Annotated in this window: 19 protein-coding genes and 1 riboswitch; of the genes, 12 read left to right on the forward strand and 7 right to left on the reverse strand. The window is 41.4% G+C overall.

Features of this window, described 5'->3' with window-relative positions; all coding sequences use genetic code 11:
* The first annotated feature begins 13 nt into the window (after positions 1-13).
* Together sipW and tasA are read left to right on the forward strand one after the other, a co-directional pair.
* The gene (sipW, locus tag AB1K80_RS07650; RefSeq protein ID WP_412856015.1) at positions 14-592 is read left to right on the forward strand and encodes a signal peptidase I SipW; all 579 of its coding nucleotides are present in this window, start codon (positions 14-16) and stop codon (positions 590-592) included.
* 57 nt (positions 593-649) lie between these two features.
* On the forward strand, positions 650-1,447 hold the full coding sequence (tasA, locus tag AB1K80_RS07655; RefSeq protein WP_412856016.1) for a biofilm matrix protein TasA: 798 nt from the start codon (positions 650-652) through the stop codon (positions 1,445-1,447).
* Positions 1,448-1,518: 71 nt separating this feature from the next.
* Here the strand turns inward: tasA and sinR are convergent, their stop codons facing one another.
* The 4 genes from sinR to AB1K80_RS07675 all read right to left on the reverse strand — a co-directional run bounded on the left by sinR (position 1,519) and on the right by AB1K80_RS07675 (position 4,723).
* A complete protein-coding gene (gene sinR, locus AB1K80_RS07660; protein WP_017357978.1) occupies positions 1,519-1,854 on the reverse strand; it encodes a transcriptional regulator SinR in 336 nt (111 codons plus the stop codon).
* 33 nt (positions 1,855-1,887) lie between these two features.
* Positions 1,888-2,052, reverse strand: a complete 165-nt coding sequence (locus AB1K80_RS07665; protein ID WP_412856017.1) for an anti-repressor SinI family protein — start codon at positions 2,050-2,052, stop codon at positions 1,888-1,890.
* 187 nt (positions 2,053-2,239) lie between these two features.
* Entirely contained in the window at positions 2,240-3,037 is a 798-nt protein-coding gene (locus tag AB1K80_RS07670; RefSeq protein WP_412856018.1) for a YqhG family protein, read from the reverse strand.
* A gap of 15 nt (positions 3,038-3,052) precedes the next feature.
* Entirely contained in the window at positions 3,053-4,723 is a 1,671-nt protein-coding gene (locus tag AB1K80_RS07675) for a DEAD/DEAH box helicase (protein ID WP_412856038.1), read from the reverse strand.
* 251 nt (positions 4,724-4,974) lie between these two features.
* A riboswitch (glycine riboswitch) is annotated at positions 4,975-5,082 on the forward strand.
* Positions 5,083-5,280: 198 nt separating this feature from the next.
* Here AB1K80_RS07675 and gcvT point away from each other — a divergent pair.
* From gcvT to gcvPB, 3 genes are read left to right on the forward strand one after another with little or no spacing between them, the layout of a single operon-like run.
* The gene (gcvT, locus tag AB1K80_RS07680) at positions 5,281-6,378 is read left to right on the forward strand and encodes a glycine cleavage system aminomethyltransferase GcvT (RefSeq protein ID WP_412856019.1); all 1,098 of its coding nucleotides are present in this window, start codon (positions 5,281-5,283) and stop codon (positions 6,376-6,378) included.
* A gap of 16 nt (positions 6,379-6,394) precedes the next feature.
* Positions 6,395-7,741 carry an aminomethyl-transferring glycine dehydrogenase subunit GcvPA gene (gcvPA, locus tag AB1K80_RS07685; RefSeq protein ID WP_412856020.1) on the forward strand — a complete coding sequence of 449 codons (1,347 nt, stop codon included), beginning with the start codon at positions 6,395-6,397 and terminating at the stop codon, positions 7,739-7,741.
* Positions 7,734-9,194: an aminomethyl-transferring glycine dehydrogenase subunit GcvPB gene (gene gcvPB / locus AB1K80_RS07690; protein ID WP_412856021.1), complete on the forward strand. Its 1,461-nt coding sequence runs from the start codon at positions 7,734-7,736 to the stop codon at positions 9,192-9,194. The genes gcvPA and gcvPB overlap by 8 nt, the downstream gene beginning before the upstream one ends.
* Positions 9,195-9,230: 36 nt before the next feature.
* Here gcvPB and AB1K80_RS07695 read toward each other — a convergent pair whose 3' ends face one another.
* Positions 9,231-9,611, reverse strand: a complete 381-nt coding sequence (locus tag AB1K80_RS07695; RefSeq protein ID WP_412856039.1) for a rhodanese-like domain-containing protein — start codon at positions 9,609-9,611, stop codon at positions 9,231-9,233.
* Between the two features lie 222 nt (positions 9,612-9,833).
* On the opposite strand from AB1K80_RS07695, the gene AB1K80_RS07700 reads away from it, so the two are divergent.
* From AB1K80_RS07700 to AB1K80_RS07710, 3 genes are all read left to right on the forward strand, one after another.
* Positions 9,834-10,670: a biotin/lipoate A/B protein ligase family protein gene (locus AB1K80_RS07700; protein WP_412856022.1), complete on the forward strand. Its 837-nt coding sequence runs from the start codon at positions 9,834-9,836 to the stop codon at positions 10,668-10,670.
* Positions 10,671-10,755: 85 nt separating this feature from the next.
* A complete protein-coding gene (mntR, locus tag AB1K80_RS07705) occupies positions 10,756-11,190 on the forward strand; it encodes a transcriptional regulator MntR (protein WP_412856023.1) in 435 nt (144 codons plus the stop codon).
* 104 nt (positions 11,191-11,294) lie between these two features.
* Positions 11,295-12,170, forward strand: a complete 876-nt coding sequence (locus AB1K80_RS07710; protein WP_412856024.1) for a patatin-like phospholipase family protein — start codon at positions 11,295-11,297, stop codon at positions 12,168-12,170.
* Here AB1K80_RS07710 and AB1K80_RS07715 read toward each other — a convergent pair.
* Complete coding sequence (locus tag AB1K80_RS07715; RefSeq protein WP_412856025.1) at positions 12,167-12,562, reverse strand: SA1362 family protein; 396 nt, start codon at positions 12,560-12,562, stop codon at positions 12,167-12,169. The two genes, AB1K80_RS07710 and AB1K80_RS07715, sit on opposite strands and share 4 nt — an antisense overlap.
* A gap of 39 nt (positions 12,563-12,601) precedes the next feature.
* Complete coding sequence (locus AB1K80_RS07720) at positions 12,602-13,558, reverse strand: DUF1385 domain-containing protein (RefSeq protein WP_412856026.1); 957 nt, start codon at positions 13,556-13,558, stop codon at positions 12,602-12,604.
* Between the two features lie 220 nt (positions 13,559-13,778).
* Between AB1K80_RS07720 and AB1K80_RS07725 the strand changes: the two genes are divergently transcribed.
* The 4 genes from AB1K80_RS07725 to efp all read left to right on the forward strand — a co-directional run bounded on the left by AB1K80_RS07725 (position 13,779) and on the right by efp (position 16,505).
* Positions 13,779-14,312: a YqhR family membrane protein gene (locus tag AB1K80_RS07725; protein WP_412856027.1), complete on the forward strand. Its 534-nt coding sequence runs from the start codon at positions 13,779-13,781 to the stop codon at positions 14,310-14,312.
* Between the two features lie 108 nt (positions 14,313-14,420).
* A complete protein-coding gene (aroQ, locus tag AB1K80_RS07730; protein WP_412856028.1) occupies positions 14,421-14,864 on the forward strand; it encodes a type II 3-dehydroquinate dehydratase in 444 nt (147 codons plus the stop codon).
* A complete protein-coding gene (locus AB1K80_RS07735; RefSeq protein ID WP_412856029.1) occupies positions 14,861-15,922 on the forward strand; it encodes a M24 family metallopeptidase in 1,062 nt (353 codons plus the stop codon). The genes aroQ and AB1K80_RS07735 overlap by 4 nt, the downstream gene beginning before the upstream one ends.
* A 25-nt stretch (positions 15,923-15,947) precedes the next feature.
* Positions 15,948-16,505 (forward strand): elongation factor P, encoded by a 558-nt coding sequence (gene efp / locus AB1K80_RS07740; protein ID WP_412856030.1) that lies wholly within the window; start codon positions 15,948-15,950, stop codon positions 16,503-16,505.
* Positions 16,506-16,618 lie beyond the last annotated feature (113 nt).

The following is a 16,618-nucleotide window of genomic DNA, read 5'->3' on the forward strand; positions in this document are numbered from 1 at the left end:
GGGGAGAAGAACCATGAAAAAATGGATGAAAATGACTGGAAGTATCCTATATGTAGTGATTTTCACACTGATGATCGCAAGTATTATTGTGGTGTTGTCATCAAGAACGACAGGTGGAGATCCTCAAATTTTTGGTTATCAGCTAAAGCAAGTGTTATCTGGTTCAATGGAACCGGAGTTCTCTACTGGATCTCTGATTTTGGTGAAAGAAATGACGTCACCAGAAACGCTTAAAAAAGGCGATATTATTACATTTCAGGGAAAGCAGGATGACAAGCAATCCTTTGTGACTCACCGAATTGTTGGCGTAAAAGGTGAGGGGACGAGCAAAACCTTTGAGACCAAAGGGGATGCCAATATGTATCAAGATGGAACGCCAGTGAAAGCGAATGAAGTAGCAGCAAAATACGAGGGAATTCATATTCCTTATGCAGGAAAACTACTCTCGTACGCTGGCACTTCGGCTGGCACAGCATTGTTGCTGATTATACCGGGTGTCATGCTGCTTGTGTACTCTACCATCCACTTTGTGGGGGCTGCAAAAAATCGAAAACAAGTGGCAGAAATTCAAATGTCAGAGGAACAAGCATAACTTTTCGTTTGTAACCTAATCAGGTTTCAATAAAACAAATTTATAGGGGGTTTTATCATGGCAATTAAAAAATCAATTCGTTTAGGTGTATTATCTGGGGCGTTAGGAATCGCCTTAATTGGCGGGGGAACTTGGGCTGCGTTCAATGATATTGAAAAGGCAAATGCGGTCTATTCTACAGGAGAACTAGATTTATCTGCAAAAGAAAACTCCGGAGCCATTAACCTTGCAAACTTAAAACCTGGTGACCGAATTAAAAAGGAATTCAATTTTGAAAACAAGGGGTCACTCGCCATTAATCAAGTCTTAATGAGCCTTGATTATAGCGAATTCAAAGATGGATCTTCTGCGAAGAATGGAAGCAAAAATTCGGCAGAAGAATTCCTCAGCCAATTCCAGGTGAGTGTGCTCACGGTTGGAGCTGAAGGTGGGAATGGGTATCCGAAGAATATTATTTTAGATGCTGCAAACCTGCTTGACTTGCATCAATTAACATCAAAACAGGATAAGGCGGCATTTGAAAAGCTTCGTCCAGCCGTCGATGCGAAGTTTTTACATGAAAGTGGTAAAATCAATGTAGCGACTGTGGATGGAACAGTGGCTCCTGATTATGACGGCATTCCAAAAAATCCGTTTGATTACGATAAAGTGGAAATGATCATTGAATTTGTGAACGACCAGACAAAAGATAAATCTGGTCAGTATATCCAAAATAAATACCAAGGCGATGCGATTCAAATTGATCTTTCCTTCGAAGCGACTCAGTGGAATGGTTTAACGATCAATCCGAAAAAGCATACGGATGAAAAAGGCTATGTGAAAGAAAACGAAAAAGCACACAGCGAAGATAAATAATAAAACCAGTCTTTAGACCGATATCAACGTCTGTATAGTAATTGGAGGAGTATGCGCCCAAAACGAGCGCTTTACTCCTCTTCTTGCTTTTTTTTCCATATTTGGTAATCTAAAAATTCTCGAAATTGCTTTTTAGAAACCCCTGATGTCATTGCATCTCGAACTAGTTTTTCCCATTCACTATCTAATTGACCATCGTATTCGGTTTCATCATTTTCGTTTAAAAGTGTATGAACCGAGACGTCCAGAACAGCGGAGACTTTTTCAAGAAATTGAATGGAGGGGTTTGTTTGCAAGTTTCTTTCTATTGAGCTTAAATAGGACTTCGCTACCCCAGCCTTTTCGGCCAGTTCTGATAGTGAGTAGCCTTTTTCATTGCGGTATTGTTTAATACGCTGGCCAATCAATGTCATCACCTTCCTTTCGATATTATAGCACATTCAGAAAGGTTTGATAGAATGACTTCTTACCACGTGGGGAGACCCAGAGGACTTTTCGGTTGATTTGAGAAAATGGAGCACTTCTTCGACTGTCACTCCTGCATTACGCGCTTCATTTAACAATTGAACCCATTCACTGTCTAGTTTTTTCGTTTCCTTTTCCATACAAATACCTCCTAAAATACTGAATCATGTATTTCAGGCACTTAACGCATTAAATGGAAAGACTCAGGTGGTAAGACCTCATAGATTGCTTGCGTCATGTTTCCGCCCAATACAAACAGACAAACGTTGATTCCGATTGATCGAAAATTGCAAGTCGTATCAAGAGAAAAGCTATGATATGCTGTGCTTAGCTTCCTCTTTTTTGTTGTAAGTAAAAAAGTCCACCATTTTCAATCGTGAGACTGATTTTTGGTTCGTATAATGTTTTGAGTGCTTGTCTTTCTATTTCATATTCTACAGATGTGTCTGAAGTCCCTTCATAAAATTGATTTAAAAGTTCCGAATCTTCTTTCCATTTTTGAATGGCTCTGATTGCCCAATCGTTTGGTTCTTCGCGTGCATATCGATCCATTAACTGATAGAGGCGTTTCAATCCACTCTCAGGCTTGATCATGGCACTCATCGTAAAGCAGTAATCAGGAATGTGCGACGACAGTTCGCGGGTTTCCAGCTTTTCCTGAAATTGTTCTACGATTTCCCCGCGTATGAGGTGGAGACCAAGTGACATTAGCTTATCCTTTTTACGATCTGCCATATAGGATATTTTGACATTTAGGCCAAGCCATGGCTCTAGTGCTGTTTGATGGTTTCCGAGAGGATTGACTCGTTCGTATAGCCGGATAAACCGGCCTTGCTGCTTCACAGCCTCGAATATTTGAAATAATCGGGGTGAACCGAAATGGATAAATTCACCTTCTACTTGGGCGCCTGCTTTTTGTTGATCTGTGATGAATGTGAGTTGACGAGGCTCTGGTACACCACCTGTTTTTTCAAGCCAATGCCAATAAAAAGGGCGGTTCATAATCATTTTATCCATCTCAATCGTTAACTGTACGGTCAAATGTCCCTGGCTTTCCTCCAAGATGTCACATTGATTCGCCTGAAAGAAACGTAGAAGAAATGTATGAATATCTTGCTGCTCCATGTGTGTCACTCTCCTTTAAGAGCCTTGCTGTCTTTTTTCTAAAAGTGGTGTTTGTGCCTCTGTTAAATGGGAAGCAAACTGGCTTAGTTTCTTTTTCATATCGATATCAGACTTGTACTGGAAAAGAATATGATGAAGTTCTGTTTCTTTCTCTTTGATATCCATCCGAGTTAAAATATCATCTAACTCTCCGATGACGTTCTCAAATAGATGAATTTTTTCATACAAAAGCTTTAAAATATGCTCTTCAACGGTACCGTTTGTCGCCATATTGTAAATGTGGACATCCCGCTCCTGCCCAAGACGGTGGATACGTCCGATTCGCTGTTCTAAACGCATTGGGTTCCATGGAAGGTCGTAGTTGATGATTTGGTTACAAAATTGAAGGTTGATTCCTTCACCACCTGCTTCTGTCGCAATGAGAACTTGGGCACGCTCTCTAAATAAATCTTTCATCCAATCTTTTTTACTCCGTTTAAAGCCACCTCGAAACGGAACGGAGCTAATACCATTTTGTTGTAAAAACCATTGTAAATAAATTTGTGTCGCGCGGTATTCAGTAAAAATAATGACTTTCTCATTGAGTGTCTGAATGAGCTTAACGACTTCTAATGCTTTTGAATTTTGGGTCACTTGGTTGATTTTCTCCATGATTTGTCCAGTGGCAGAAGATCCTATGATGTGTTGTTCTTCTTCTTGCATTTTTTTAATGGTCATATAGACGGCTTCTCGGCTTGAACAGCATTCGCGCTCCAATGTCATAATGGAAAACATATGTTTCGAATAAGATGGATTGTCTTTGAGCTTACAGATTTCATCGTATAATGCTTGTTCTGTTGGAGAGAAATCAATCGTAATCGTCTTTACGTGACGTTTTGACCATTCGATGCCAGTGTCTTGCCTACGATTTCGAATCATAACTTTGTTGACGAGTTGTTTTAACTGGTCGTGATCTTCAAGCTGTAGATCTTTGTTGGCAAAGACATCTTTAAACTGGTGTTCATTTCCTAGATGTCCTGGTTTCAGAAGGGAGACAAGGTTGAAAATTTCTCCGATTCGGTTTTGGATCGGCGTTGCTGTGAGCAAGAGACAGAATTTCTTATTTAAATTTCTCACAAACTCATAGTTTTTTGTTTTGTTGTTTTTCAGTTTATGGGCTTCATCAATAATGACCATATCGTAAGCAATGGATAAAATCGTCTCTCGGTGTGGCTGTCTTTTGGCTGTATCGATCGATGAGACAACCACATCACATTGCTCCCACACATAGCTTTTTTTCTGTTCGACCGCGTCAATATAAAATTTTGTCCGCAGCTCTTGCACCCATTGTGATACTAGAGAGGCAGGGACGAGTATGAGTATTTTTTTGGCAAGTCCACGAATCATGTATTCTTTGATAATGAGACCTGCTTCAACGGTTTTTCCAAGACCCACTTCATCTGCTAAAATGGCTTTACCATTCATGTCTTCTACGACTCTTCTGGCTACTTCGAGTTGGTGCTTTAAGGGCGTAAAAGATGTCAGGTGTGCAGGAGCTTGCAAGCCTTCAAATGAGTTAATCGCCGTCACTTTCTGCACTTGTGTGGCCAAACGGTATAGATCCCAATTTGCCCATGGTCCATCGTGTGCAAGACGCTGGTGAAATTCAGTGGCCCACTCTTGATCAAAAATCGTTTGAATATCCAATGACATGACCTGCCTTTCTATCAAGATATTGATGAAATTGTTCTGTTTTCAAACGCTTCATTTTTTTATTGATCTTTTAAAGCCTATATATATTTATAAAAGCGAACGATGTTGGCTTCATATTTTAAAAATGTTAATGATTTTTTCTGTTGCCCTTGATCCATTTCTAATGGTAGGATGTTGGTAAGTGATCAAGAACATAAGTCACTCTTTTTGATAGTATGTCCAATAAAGATTGAGAATATGAGCGGATGATGGTATGGGGAGAGACTTGGCGGTTATTTAGCACTGGCAGGCGCCGAAGGAGCAAGCTGAACTTGTTCAGTGAATCTCTCAGGCAAAAGTACTCTTACCGGACGCAACTCTGGAGAGTGTTTGCATAGATACGAGCGAACCACCAAAGGGGAAAACGCACAATGATGTTGTGCTGTAAACTTTCAGGTGAAAGGACAGAGACTTCTTTTTGTTAAAAGGGAGTTCTCTGTCCTTTTTTGCTGTGATTTTTTCTGAAAATTCAGCTTGTGTTTCGCACGATTAAAAAAAGGGGGAAACGATTGATGTTGAAACGAACACCGCTATTTCACGCGTATGAAACGTTTGGCGCAAAAACCATTGACTTCGGGGGCTGGGAATTACCTGTCCAATTTTCTTCCATTAAAGAAGAACATGAGGCTGTTAGGACAAAGGCAGGGCTTTTCGATGTTTCTCACATGGGAGAGGTTGAAGTTAAAGGCCGTGATGCCCTTCCTTTTTTACAACGATTATTAACGAATGATATCTCGAAGCTAACAGACGGTAAGATACAGTATACAGCGATGTGCTATGAAGATGGCGGGACAGTCGATGACTTACTTGTCTATCAAAAGGAAAAAAACAACTATTTGCTTGTCATTAATGCGTCAAATATTGAGAAAGATCTTGATTGGTTGTTGAGTCATCAAGATGAAGACGATGTGTCGATTATCAATGTCTCTGATCAAATCGCTCTGTTAGCGCTCCAAGGGCCTCTTGCTCGCGACATCATAAACGATGTTGCGGATGAAGAGGTGGCATCACTCAAGCCGTTTACGTTTCTATCAGAAACCGTTGTGACACAAAAAGAAGTACTTGTATCACGAACAGGCTATACAGGTGAGGACGGGTTTGAAATCTATTGTCAGGCAGAAGATGCCGTCCATATTTGGTCTTCGCTATTAGAAGCAGGCAAGTCAAAAGGGTTAATTCCATGCGGCTTAGGTGCACGGGACACCTTAAGATTTGAAGCGAGACTGCCACTGTATGGTCAGGAGCTATCAAAGGATATTTCACCTTTAGAGGGTGGAATCGGTTTTGCTGTTAAAACGGAAAAAGAAATAGATTTTATTGGGAAAACCGCCCTTAAACAACAAAAAGAAGCCGGCACCGAGCGAAAGCTTGTCGGAATTGAAATGATCGATAAAGGAATTCCGCGGACAGACTATCCTGTCTTTTCAGGAGAGGAACAAATTGGGTTTGTCACAACGGGTACACAATCTCCAACATTAAAGAAAAATATTGGGCTTGCCTTGATCCAATCGCCTTTGGCAACGATCGGGACAGAAGTGGAAGTGCAAGTTCGAAAAAAACGCTTAAAAGCCAAAATTGTCGCCACACCATTTTACAAAAGAGCTAAATAACGAGGGGGAATAACGGATGAAGCACAGGTATTTGCCGCAAACAGAGCAAGATCAAAAAGAAATGCTAGAAGTCATCGGTGTCGAGTCGATTGACGAGCTTTTCTCAGATATCCCTGAAAAAGTCAGATTCAAAGGATTATACAATATAAAAGAGGCTGCATCAGAGACAGAGCTTGTGCGAGAATTATCTCGTCTTGCCGCAAAAAACAAGGATACCATTTCATACGCATCATTTCTTGGTGCCGGTGTATACGATCATTACCAGCCTATTATTGTAGATCATGTCATCTCACGTTCTGAATTTTATACAGCATATACACCGTATCAGCCGGAGATTTCACAAGGTGAATTGCAGGCAATCTTCGAGTTTCAAACAATGATTGCCGAACTGACAGGCATGGATCTTGCTAACTCCTCCATGTACGATGGCGGAACAGCATTAGCGGAAGCGGCGATGCTGGCTGCGGGACATACAAAAAAGAAAAAAGTTGTCGTCTCTGAGGCGGTTCATCCTGAATCAAGAGCAGTACTGAAAACATACGCCAAAGGTCAGAATATCGAGGTTGTCGAGGTGCCTACGCAAAACGGGCTCACGAATATAGCTGCATTAGAAGAGGCAGTGTGTGAAGAGACCGCGGCTGTACTTGTGCAATATCCTAACTTTTTCGGTGTAGTAGAGCCATTAAAAGACATCGAACCTATTGCCCATAAAGGGAAAAGTTTATTCATCGTTTCAAGCAATCCGCTTGCACTTGGCTTACTCACGCCACCAGGGAAACTCGGTGCAGACATTGTGGTAGGGGATGCACAACCATTTGGCATTCCAGCAGCATTTGGCGGACCACATTGCGGTTACTTTGCTGTTACGAAAAAATTAATGAGAAAAGTGCCGGGGCGTTTGGTTGGACAAACAGAGGACGAAAATGGCGTTCGTGGTTTTGTACTTACACTCCAAGCCCGTGAGCAGCATATTAGAAGAGATAAAGCGACGTCAAATATTTGTTCCAATCAGGCACTAAATGCGTTAGCTGCATCTGTTGCCATGACAGCCCTTGGTAAATCGGGGATGAAAGAGATCGCATATCAAAACGTGCAAAAAGCGCATTATGCGAAAACGCAGGTCGCAAAACATGGGCTACAAGCGGACATAGATGGTGCACATTTTAATGAATTTGTGATCAAGTTAAACGAGCCTGTGCAAGAAGCGAATAAACGCTTGCTTGAAAAAGGGATCATTGGAGGCTATGACTTAGGTCTAGACTACCCTGAACTTCAGAACCACATGCTTGTTGCAGTGACAGAGCTAAGGACAAAAGAAGAAATTGATACGTTCATTAAGGAATTGGGGGATCGCCATGAATAAACAAGATCAGCCGCTTATTTTTGAATTATCCAAAGAAGGAAGAATTGGTTATAGCTTACCTGATTTAGATGTACCAGAGCAGGAGCTCCCAGATTTATTTGATGAAACGTATATCCGTCATGAAGACGCGGAGCTGCCTGAGGTGTCTGAACTTGATATTATGCGTCATTACACAGCGCTATCAAGACGCAATCATGGGGTAGATTCAGGTTTTTACCCGCTTGGCTCTTGTACAATGAAATATAACCCGAAAATCAATGAGAAGGTCGCGCGATTGGCAGGTTTCTCTCACGTTCACCCGCTTCAAGAGGCAGACACCGTTCAGGGTGCATTAGAACTACTTTATGACCTAGGGGCACACCTTGAAGAAATTACGGGGATGGATGCTGTGACATTACAGCCAGCAGCAGGAGCACATGGAGAATGGACGGGGCTGATGATGATCCGTGCGTACCATGAAGCACGAGGAGATTTCAAGCGAACAAAAGTGATTGTACCTGACTCTGCACATGGAACGAATCCTGCTTCTGCGACAGTGGCTGGGTTTGAAACAATTACCGTTGCATCTGATGAAAACGGTCTTGTTGATTTAGAAGACTTAAAGCGTGTTGTAAATGAGGAAACAGCCGCACTCATGCTCACAAATCCAAATACACTTGGACTATTTGAAGAGAATATTGTAGAAATGGCAGAAATCGTTCATGGAGCAGGCGGAAAGCTTTATTATGACGGAGCGAACCTTAATGCCGTGTTAAGTAGAGCAAGACCAGGAGATATGGGCTTTGACGTTGTTCATTTAAATCTTCATAAAACTTTCACAGGTCCACACGGAGGCGGGGGTCCTGGATCGGGTCCAGTCGGAGTGAAAAAGGATCTGATCTCATACTTGCCAAAACCAGTCCTAGTCAAAAAGGAAGGGCGCTTTCAGTTTGATGATGATCGTCCACAATCCATCGGCAGGGTGAAACCATTTTATGGAAACTTTGGTATTAACGTGCGTGCATACGCGTATATTCGCTCAATGGGACCTGATGGGCTTAAGGCTGTCACAGACAATGCTGTGCTTAATGCCAACTATATGATGCGACGCTTAAGTGCCCATTACGATCTCCCATTTGATCGCCATTGTAAACATGAATTTGTTCTGTCAGGGAAGCGTCAGAAAAAATTAGGTGTACGCACCCTTGATATTGCGAAACGATTACTTGATTTCGGCTATCATCCGCCAACCATCTACTTCCCGCTGAATGTAGAAGAATGTATCATGATTGAACCAACAGAAACGGAATCAAAAGAAACCCTCGATGCATTCATTGAAGCGATGATTCACATAGCAAAAGAAGCTGAAGAGAATCCAGAAGTGGTACAGGAAGCGCCGCATACAACAGTTGTAAAGCGCATGGATGAAACAAAGGCTGCACGAAATCCGATCCTTGTTTTTGAAAGGAAATAAAAAAAGACTCAGGGGGCATAGCTCCCAGAGTCTTTTTTATTTTTTCGTTTTAATGCGGCCGCCCCATTTTTTAAAGCCGCCTTTTAAATTGTAAATTTCACGGCAGCCGTTTTTACGTAAAGTTTGTGCGGCTTTTCCGCTTCGTAAGTTATTTTGACAATAGAGATAGACAGGCTTGTCAGGGCGTATTTCATTTTTACGCTGCTTTAGCTGCGAAAGCGGGATGTTTCTCGCCCCTAAAATATGTCCGCCTTCAAATTCATTCGGCTCTCTCACATCAATGAGCTGTGCTTTTCGGTAGCCTTTGATAAATTCTTCTTCCGTCAGCGTTTTCATAATTCGCTGCTGATAGATGAAATTGCCGATTGAATAAAGAACGAAAAGTCCAGCTAGTGCGAGGACGATATAGTTGAACATTGGCAATGCGACTCGACTCCTTCTTAAACATCAATACAGGGGGACCTGTTTGATGGTACGTTTTAGACAAATACTATTATAGTAAAGCAAAAGAAACTTGTCATCCTAAATAGAAAGAATTATTTTCAATTTCACCACGATTTGATAGACTGATGGGGAGACAAAACCAGTGGTGACCACCGTCATTTCACATTGACTACGTAAAAGAGAAGGGATTTTTAAATGCAAAAAGAGAAATGGTGTTTCATTGACTCAGGAAAGCAAGACCCTGCCTTTAACATGGCAATGGACGAAGCCTTACTTTATTGGCACAGTGAGAAACTCATCCCGCCAGTCATTCGCTTTTATGGCTGGAATCCAGCGACCTTGTCTGTTGGCTATTTTCAACATGTTGAAAAGGAAATTAACATGGAAGCAGTCGAGCGTTACGGTTTAGGGTTTGTCAGGAGACCAACAGGAGGCCGGGGGGTTCTTCATGATCAGGAACTGACATACAGTGTGATCGTGTCTGAAGAACATCCAGAAATGCCAGCAACAGTAACAGAAGCGTACCGCGTGATATCAGAAGGGATATTAGAGGGATTTAAAGAGCTTGGACTCGATGCGTACTTTGCCATTCCTCGTACAGAAAAAGAAAAAGAAAGCTTAAAAAATCCAAGATCTTCTGTCTGTTTTGATGCACCTTCTTGGTACGAGCTTGTGGTAGAAGGGAGAAAGGTTGCAGGAAGTGCACAGACGAGACAAAAAGGTGTTATCCTCCAACATGGCTCTATTTTAATTGACTTAGATGAGGACAAATTGTTCGATTTGTTTTTGTATCCAAACGATCGAGTGAGAGAACGCATGCAGCGCAGTTTTAAAAACAAAGCGGTTGCCATCAATGCGATATCCGACCGGACTTGTACAATTGACGATGCACGGATTGCGTTTAAGCGAGGATTTGAAAAAGGTTTGAATATTGAGCTTGTTCCGTATGAACTGACAGATGAAGAATTATCGTTTGTTCACCATTTAGCTAAAACAAAATATGCGTCAGATGAGTGGAATTACAAGCGATAAGGCTTTAGCCCCTTCTTGTTTTTTAAAGGGCAATGGTGTAGAATTGGGATGATTATTAAGTAAAGGTGCATTTTGGAGGGGTTTTATGACTACACCAAGTATGGAAGATTATATTGAACAAATTTATATGCTGATAGAAGAAAAAGGATATGCCAGAGTATCTGATATTGCAGAAGCCCTCGCTGTCCATCCCTCCTCTGTAACAAAAATGGTTCAGAAGCTAGATAAAGATGAATACCTCATTTATGAGAAATATCGTGGACTGATTTTAACACCAAAAGGGAAAAAAATCGGTAAACGTCTCGTATACAGACATGAACTGCTAGAGCAATTTTTAAGAATCATTGGTGTAGATGAAGAGAAAATTTATGATGACGTAGAAGGCATTGAGCATCATTTAAGCTGGAACAGTATCGACCGTATCGGCGATCTTGTTCAATACTTTGAAGAAAACGAAGAACGTTGTGCACAGCTGAAAGTGGTCCAAAAAAGAAACGAACAAACGAATCAAGAATCTTAAGACAAAGGACGCCCTGCAATAGGGTGTCCTTTTTGATTAAAGTTCTAATTGAAGGCAAAAGCTCCTACACTATTAATAGTGTGACAGGAAAAGGGGGCTCCTTGATGAAGATAGATGGTGTTTTCTCGGGTGGAGGCATTAAAGGTGCTGCGCTTGCAGGTGCCTATCAAGCTCTTGAAGCGAGAGGCTTTGAATTTGTCCGCCTTGCTGGTACAAGTGCTGGATCCATCATTGCATCACTAATTGCAGCTGGCTTTACAAGTCAGGAGATCGTGAAGCTCTTAGAAGAAATGGATGAGCATCAATTATTGGATAAGAGGTGTCACTTCATTCCGTTTAAAATGCTGAGATGGGTATCCATCTATTGGCGTCTCGGTCTGTACAAAGGAGACCGGCTAGAAAAATGGCTCACAGAAGTGTTGAAACGAAAAGGGGTGACTGTGTTTGGCGACCTAAAGAAAGATTCATTAAAAATCATCGCTTCCGATTTAACAAATGGAAAAATCCTTGTCCTCCCAGATGACCTCCCCTCTTATGGCTTAAACCCAGACCGGTTTTCCGTTGCACGTGCCATTCGAATGAGCTGTAGTCTGCCTTATTTTTTCGAACCTGTTCAACTGAAGTCATCCAAAGGGATCTGTACCATTGTGGACGGCGGGGTGCTTAGTAACTTCCCCATTTGGTTATTTGCTGAAAAGAAAAAAAGACCGATTATTGGTGTGACGTTAACCCCAAACGAAAAAGAACGCCCTCAACACTCCATACGCAATGCGTTTGAACTGTTTGGCGCTCTTTTTGAAACGATGCGTGGTGCACATGACGAAAGACATATCGCCACAAAACACGAACGTCATATTATTTTTATTCCTGTCGAACACGTCATCGCCACTGATTTTCAGCTCATGACAGAAAAGAAAAGGGCGCTCGTCGATCTAGGTAGACAGAAGGCCGAGCAATTTTTAAAAAGCTGGACATTTTAAAACAAAGCACGATTTTTCTTTTTGTTTTTCTTGCCTTCAATCACGGTCAAATGCGTTTGGCTTTTCTTTTTGAGAAGGACGGGCTTTGATTTGTGGTCAGTTGGCACGCTTCGCAAATGAGTGACCCGATTTTTTATTTGGCTTTTTGTTTTTGGCTTAGGCTGCTGGTAGCGCCGTTTCGATTGTTTGACTGCTTTGCGATAAAGATTGCCTTCTGTTCCACTTCTTCGATTCATCAGCCATCTAAATAAGAAAAACAAAACCGCACTAACAATGACAACGGATAGTAGCATCGTGAAAAGTCTGCCAGGATTCGTTGCGAGTAAATAGACAATTCCCAAAATACCTAAAGCGAAAATAATGATAAAAGCAGGATGTACTCGGCGATTCATAACTGTCCACCTCCGAAGGTATTTACCGGATTTATAAAGTTAGATCACTTGATGAGCAGAATCTGACGCATGCTTTTGCGACGCTTCTTCTAAACGAAGCAGTTCATTAAAACTTGCAATGGCTACCTCGACTTGGTCGTCAGAAGGTTCTTTCGTTGTCAGCAACTGCAGCCAAAGGCCAGGATAGCCAAGCACTTTTAATACTGGTATTTCCCTTAGTTTGTTTGTGAGTTGCAGCACTTCAAATGAAATGCCAAGAACAACGGGAATCAGCGCCAAGCGGTTCAACACTCTCACCCATAAAGGATCTGTCGGTACGAGTAAATAGACGAACATTCCAACAATGACAGTGAATAAAATAAAGCTGCTGCCACATCGATAATGCAAGCGAGACTGGCTTTGGACATTTTCCACTGTGATGTCAAGATTCTGTTCATAGCAGTTTATGACTTTATGCTCTGCCCCATGATATTGAAATACCCTTTTAATTAAAGGTGTCATGGAAATAAAATAAATATAGCCTAATAATAGAACGAATTTAAAAAATGTTTCGACTGCGATTTGTGCGAAATCCCCAGAGAATATAGGGCGCACAAGCTCAGCTAAAAAGACAGGCACAAGGGTGAAGACGAACTTACTAAAGAGAAGAGAGAGAACTCCGATGACTGCAATGCCGAAGATCATTGATAATTTCGATCCTTTTTGTTCTTTCTGAAGCGAGTGATCTTCAGAGGGATCTAAATCATAGCGCTCACTGGAAAAATTCAAATGCTTGCTTCCGTTTGCGCTTGCTTCTACAAGTGCAACAACTCCCCTCACAAAAGGAATTTTCTTGAGAAAAGACGTTCGTTTATTGGAGGTTCTAGGGAGCTTCAAAAACTCTATAGACTGATCCTTACGACGAATGGCTGTCACATAGTTCTTTTTACCTCCGAACATGACACCTTCGACTACTGCCTGCCCTCCATATGCTGGAGGTTTTGTTTGATTGGACATATTTCATCAACCTGCCTGTTTCCTGTAATTTACATGCATTTCCTTATACTTTTATTGTACAGGAAATGAGGGGAAATCACTAGCTCACAGGTCGATATTCTACTAGAATTCTATCTACCTCTTTTAAGCCAGTATACCCTTATATAAAAATTTTACACTCACGCATTGAAATCCTTTTTTTTATGACATTTTGGACATACTAACTGGTGGAGGTGTTCACATGAAACGTGATGAAAAGAAAAACCAAAACCAAGAAGAAAAAAATCAATCAGTCCACACGGCTTCTATGCTGGCAAGGGCAGCTGCTACCGGATTTGTTGGAGGTGTTTTTTGGGGCTTTATCGGATTTCTTACCTATATATTTCATTTTTCAGAAGTGAGTCCCAATATGCTGCTGCAACCATTTGTGCTCGGGGATTGGAAAAAGGGCGGACTTGGTACTTTTATCAGTATTGTGTTACTAGGTATTTTGTCTATTGGTGTGGCATTCATTTATTACGCCCTTTTAAAGAGAATAAAAGGGATATGGATGGCGTTAATTTATGGTGGACTATTATGGGTACTTGTCTTTTATGTGTTTAATCCCATTTTCCCAGATGTGAAGCAAGTGCATGATTTGCATCAAAACACGATTGTGACAACATTTTGCTTATATGTATTATACGGTCTGTTTGTTGGATACAGCATTTCATTTGAATACAATGAGTTAACGAGTCAGAAGCTAGCAAGAGCGCTCGGGAAAAAGGCAGAATAAAGTGTAAATCACCCATTCATATGATAAAATATTTTTGGAAACGAAAGGTTTCTTAGGAAAAAGAACCAAAGATCGTGATGGATAGAATTAGGGTGAAGGAGTGGTCATATGCCTCATTTTCTAGTGCTGAATGGACCGAACTTGAATCGGCTAGGTAAGAGAGAGCCTGCTGTCTATGGCAGTAAAACATTGACGGATTTAGAAACGGATTTGTTTCAGTTCGCTGAAAGAGCAAATATTCAGCTAACATTTTTTCAATCGAATCATGAGGGTGATTTGGTCGATGCCTTGCATGAAGCAGACGAGCAGTACGATGGCGTCGTTTTTAATCCGGGGGCATTTACCCACTATAGTTATGCATTAAGAGATGCCATTGCCAGTATTTCTTTACCTGTCATCGAAGTACATATATCAAATGTTCATAAGAGAGAGGAATTCCGCCATCATTCAGTTCTTGCCCCAGTATGTCAAGGGCAAATTGTTGGGCTAGGGTTAGAAGGGTATAAATTGGCGATTCGATATTTAGTGAGTGAAGGGGGAGCGGTTTCATGAAGCTTGAGAAATTAAGAAATCTGTTATCTGAATTAGAGATCGATGGTCTTGTGATTACGAGTAGCTTTAATTTACAATACATGACCAACTTTACAGGTTCAGCTGGACTAGCGGTGGTGTCAAAAGATCGTGCGGCTTTTATTACCGACTTCCGTTATACAGAGCAAGCAAAAGATGAGGTAAAAGGGTACGAGATTATCGAACATCAAGGAAACATTGTAGAAACAGCCGCTAAAACAGCAAAAGAATTTGGGGTAAAACGCCTTGGGTTTGAACAAAACCATATGACATTTGCGACATATCAGCAGTATGTTAGCAAGGCAAGCGGGATGGAGCTTGTCCCTGTCTCTGAATCAGTTGAAAAGTTGCGCTTGATTAAGTCAAGTGAAGAGATTAAGATATTAGAGGAAGCTGCGAAGATTGCAGATCGCGCCTTTGATCATATTCTCACTTACATCAAGCCGGGCCTGACAGAAATTGCAGTCATGAACGAGCTTGAATTTTTCATGAGAAAAGAAGGTGCGGAAGGATCTTCATTCGATATGATTGTGGCCTCAGGGGTTCGTTCTAGCTTGCCACATGGAAGAGCTAGTGAAAAAGTGATTGAAACTGGTGATCTCGTGACACTGGATTTCGGTGCTTACTATAAAGGGTATTGTTCTGATATGACAAGAACGATCGCTGTAGGACAACCAAGCGACAAGTTGAAGGAAATTTACCATATCGTTTTAGAAGCAGAAAACGCTGGTGTGGATAGAATCAAGCCGGGCATAACAGGAAAAGAAGCTGATCGCATCACACGAGACATCATAGAAAAGTATGGCTACGGAGCATATTTCGGCCATTCGACTGGCCATGGCCTCGGTATGGAAGTACATGAAGCGCCGGGTCTATCCTTTCGCTCAGAGGTCGTGTTAGAAGAGGGAATGGTCGTAACAGTTGAGCCGGGGATTTACTTGCCAGATGTCGGCGGCGTGAGAATTGAGGATGATATTGTCCTGACAGCTGACGGCAATAAACGATTAACCCACTCACCGAAAGAACTCATCATATTATAATGGTGACATGTAGGAGGATGACAAAATGATTTCAGTAAACGATTTTAAAACAGGATTGACAATTGAAGTGGACGGTGGCATTTGGCGTGTAATGGATTTCCAACACGTGAAACCAGGGAAAGGCGCAGCGTTTGTTCGTTCAAAACTACGTAACCTACGAACTGGTGCCATGCAAGAGAAGACATTCCGTGCAGGTGAAAAAGTAGCCAAAGCACAGATCGAAACAAAAACAATGCAATACCTTTATGCAAATGGCGATCAGCATGTCTTTATGGATACGAGCTCATATGAACAACTTGAACTAAGTGAAGCACAAATTAAAGATGAGTTGAAGTATTTGCTTGAAAATATGTCAGTTCAAATCGTCATGTACGGCTCTGAAACATTAGGAGTTGAACTGCCAAACACGGTTGAACTAGAAGTAGTAGAAACTGAGCCTGGTATCAAAGGTGATACAACTTCTGGAGGATCAAAACCTGCGAAAACAGAAACTGGTTTAATTGTGAGCGTTCCTTTCTTTGTGAACCAAGGAGATAAGCTAGTTATCAATACATCTGACGGCTCATACGTATCAAGAGCGTAATAAACGGATAAAAGACTGTAAACTTTATGTTTACAGTCAGGCTGTCGAGAAAATCTTGACAGCCTTATTTTTTCCCTTAAAATTCCCATCTCCTCATTTTATAATAGAGAAAA

The sequence above is a fragment of the Bacillus sp. 179-C3.3 HS genome (assembly GCF_047229225.1).
Classification (GTDB): Bacteria; Bacillota; Bacilli; order Bacillales; family Bacillaceae; genus Bacillus.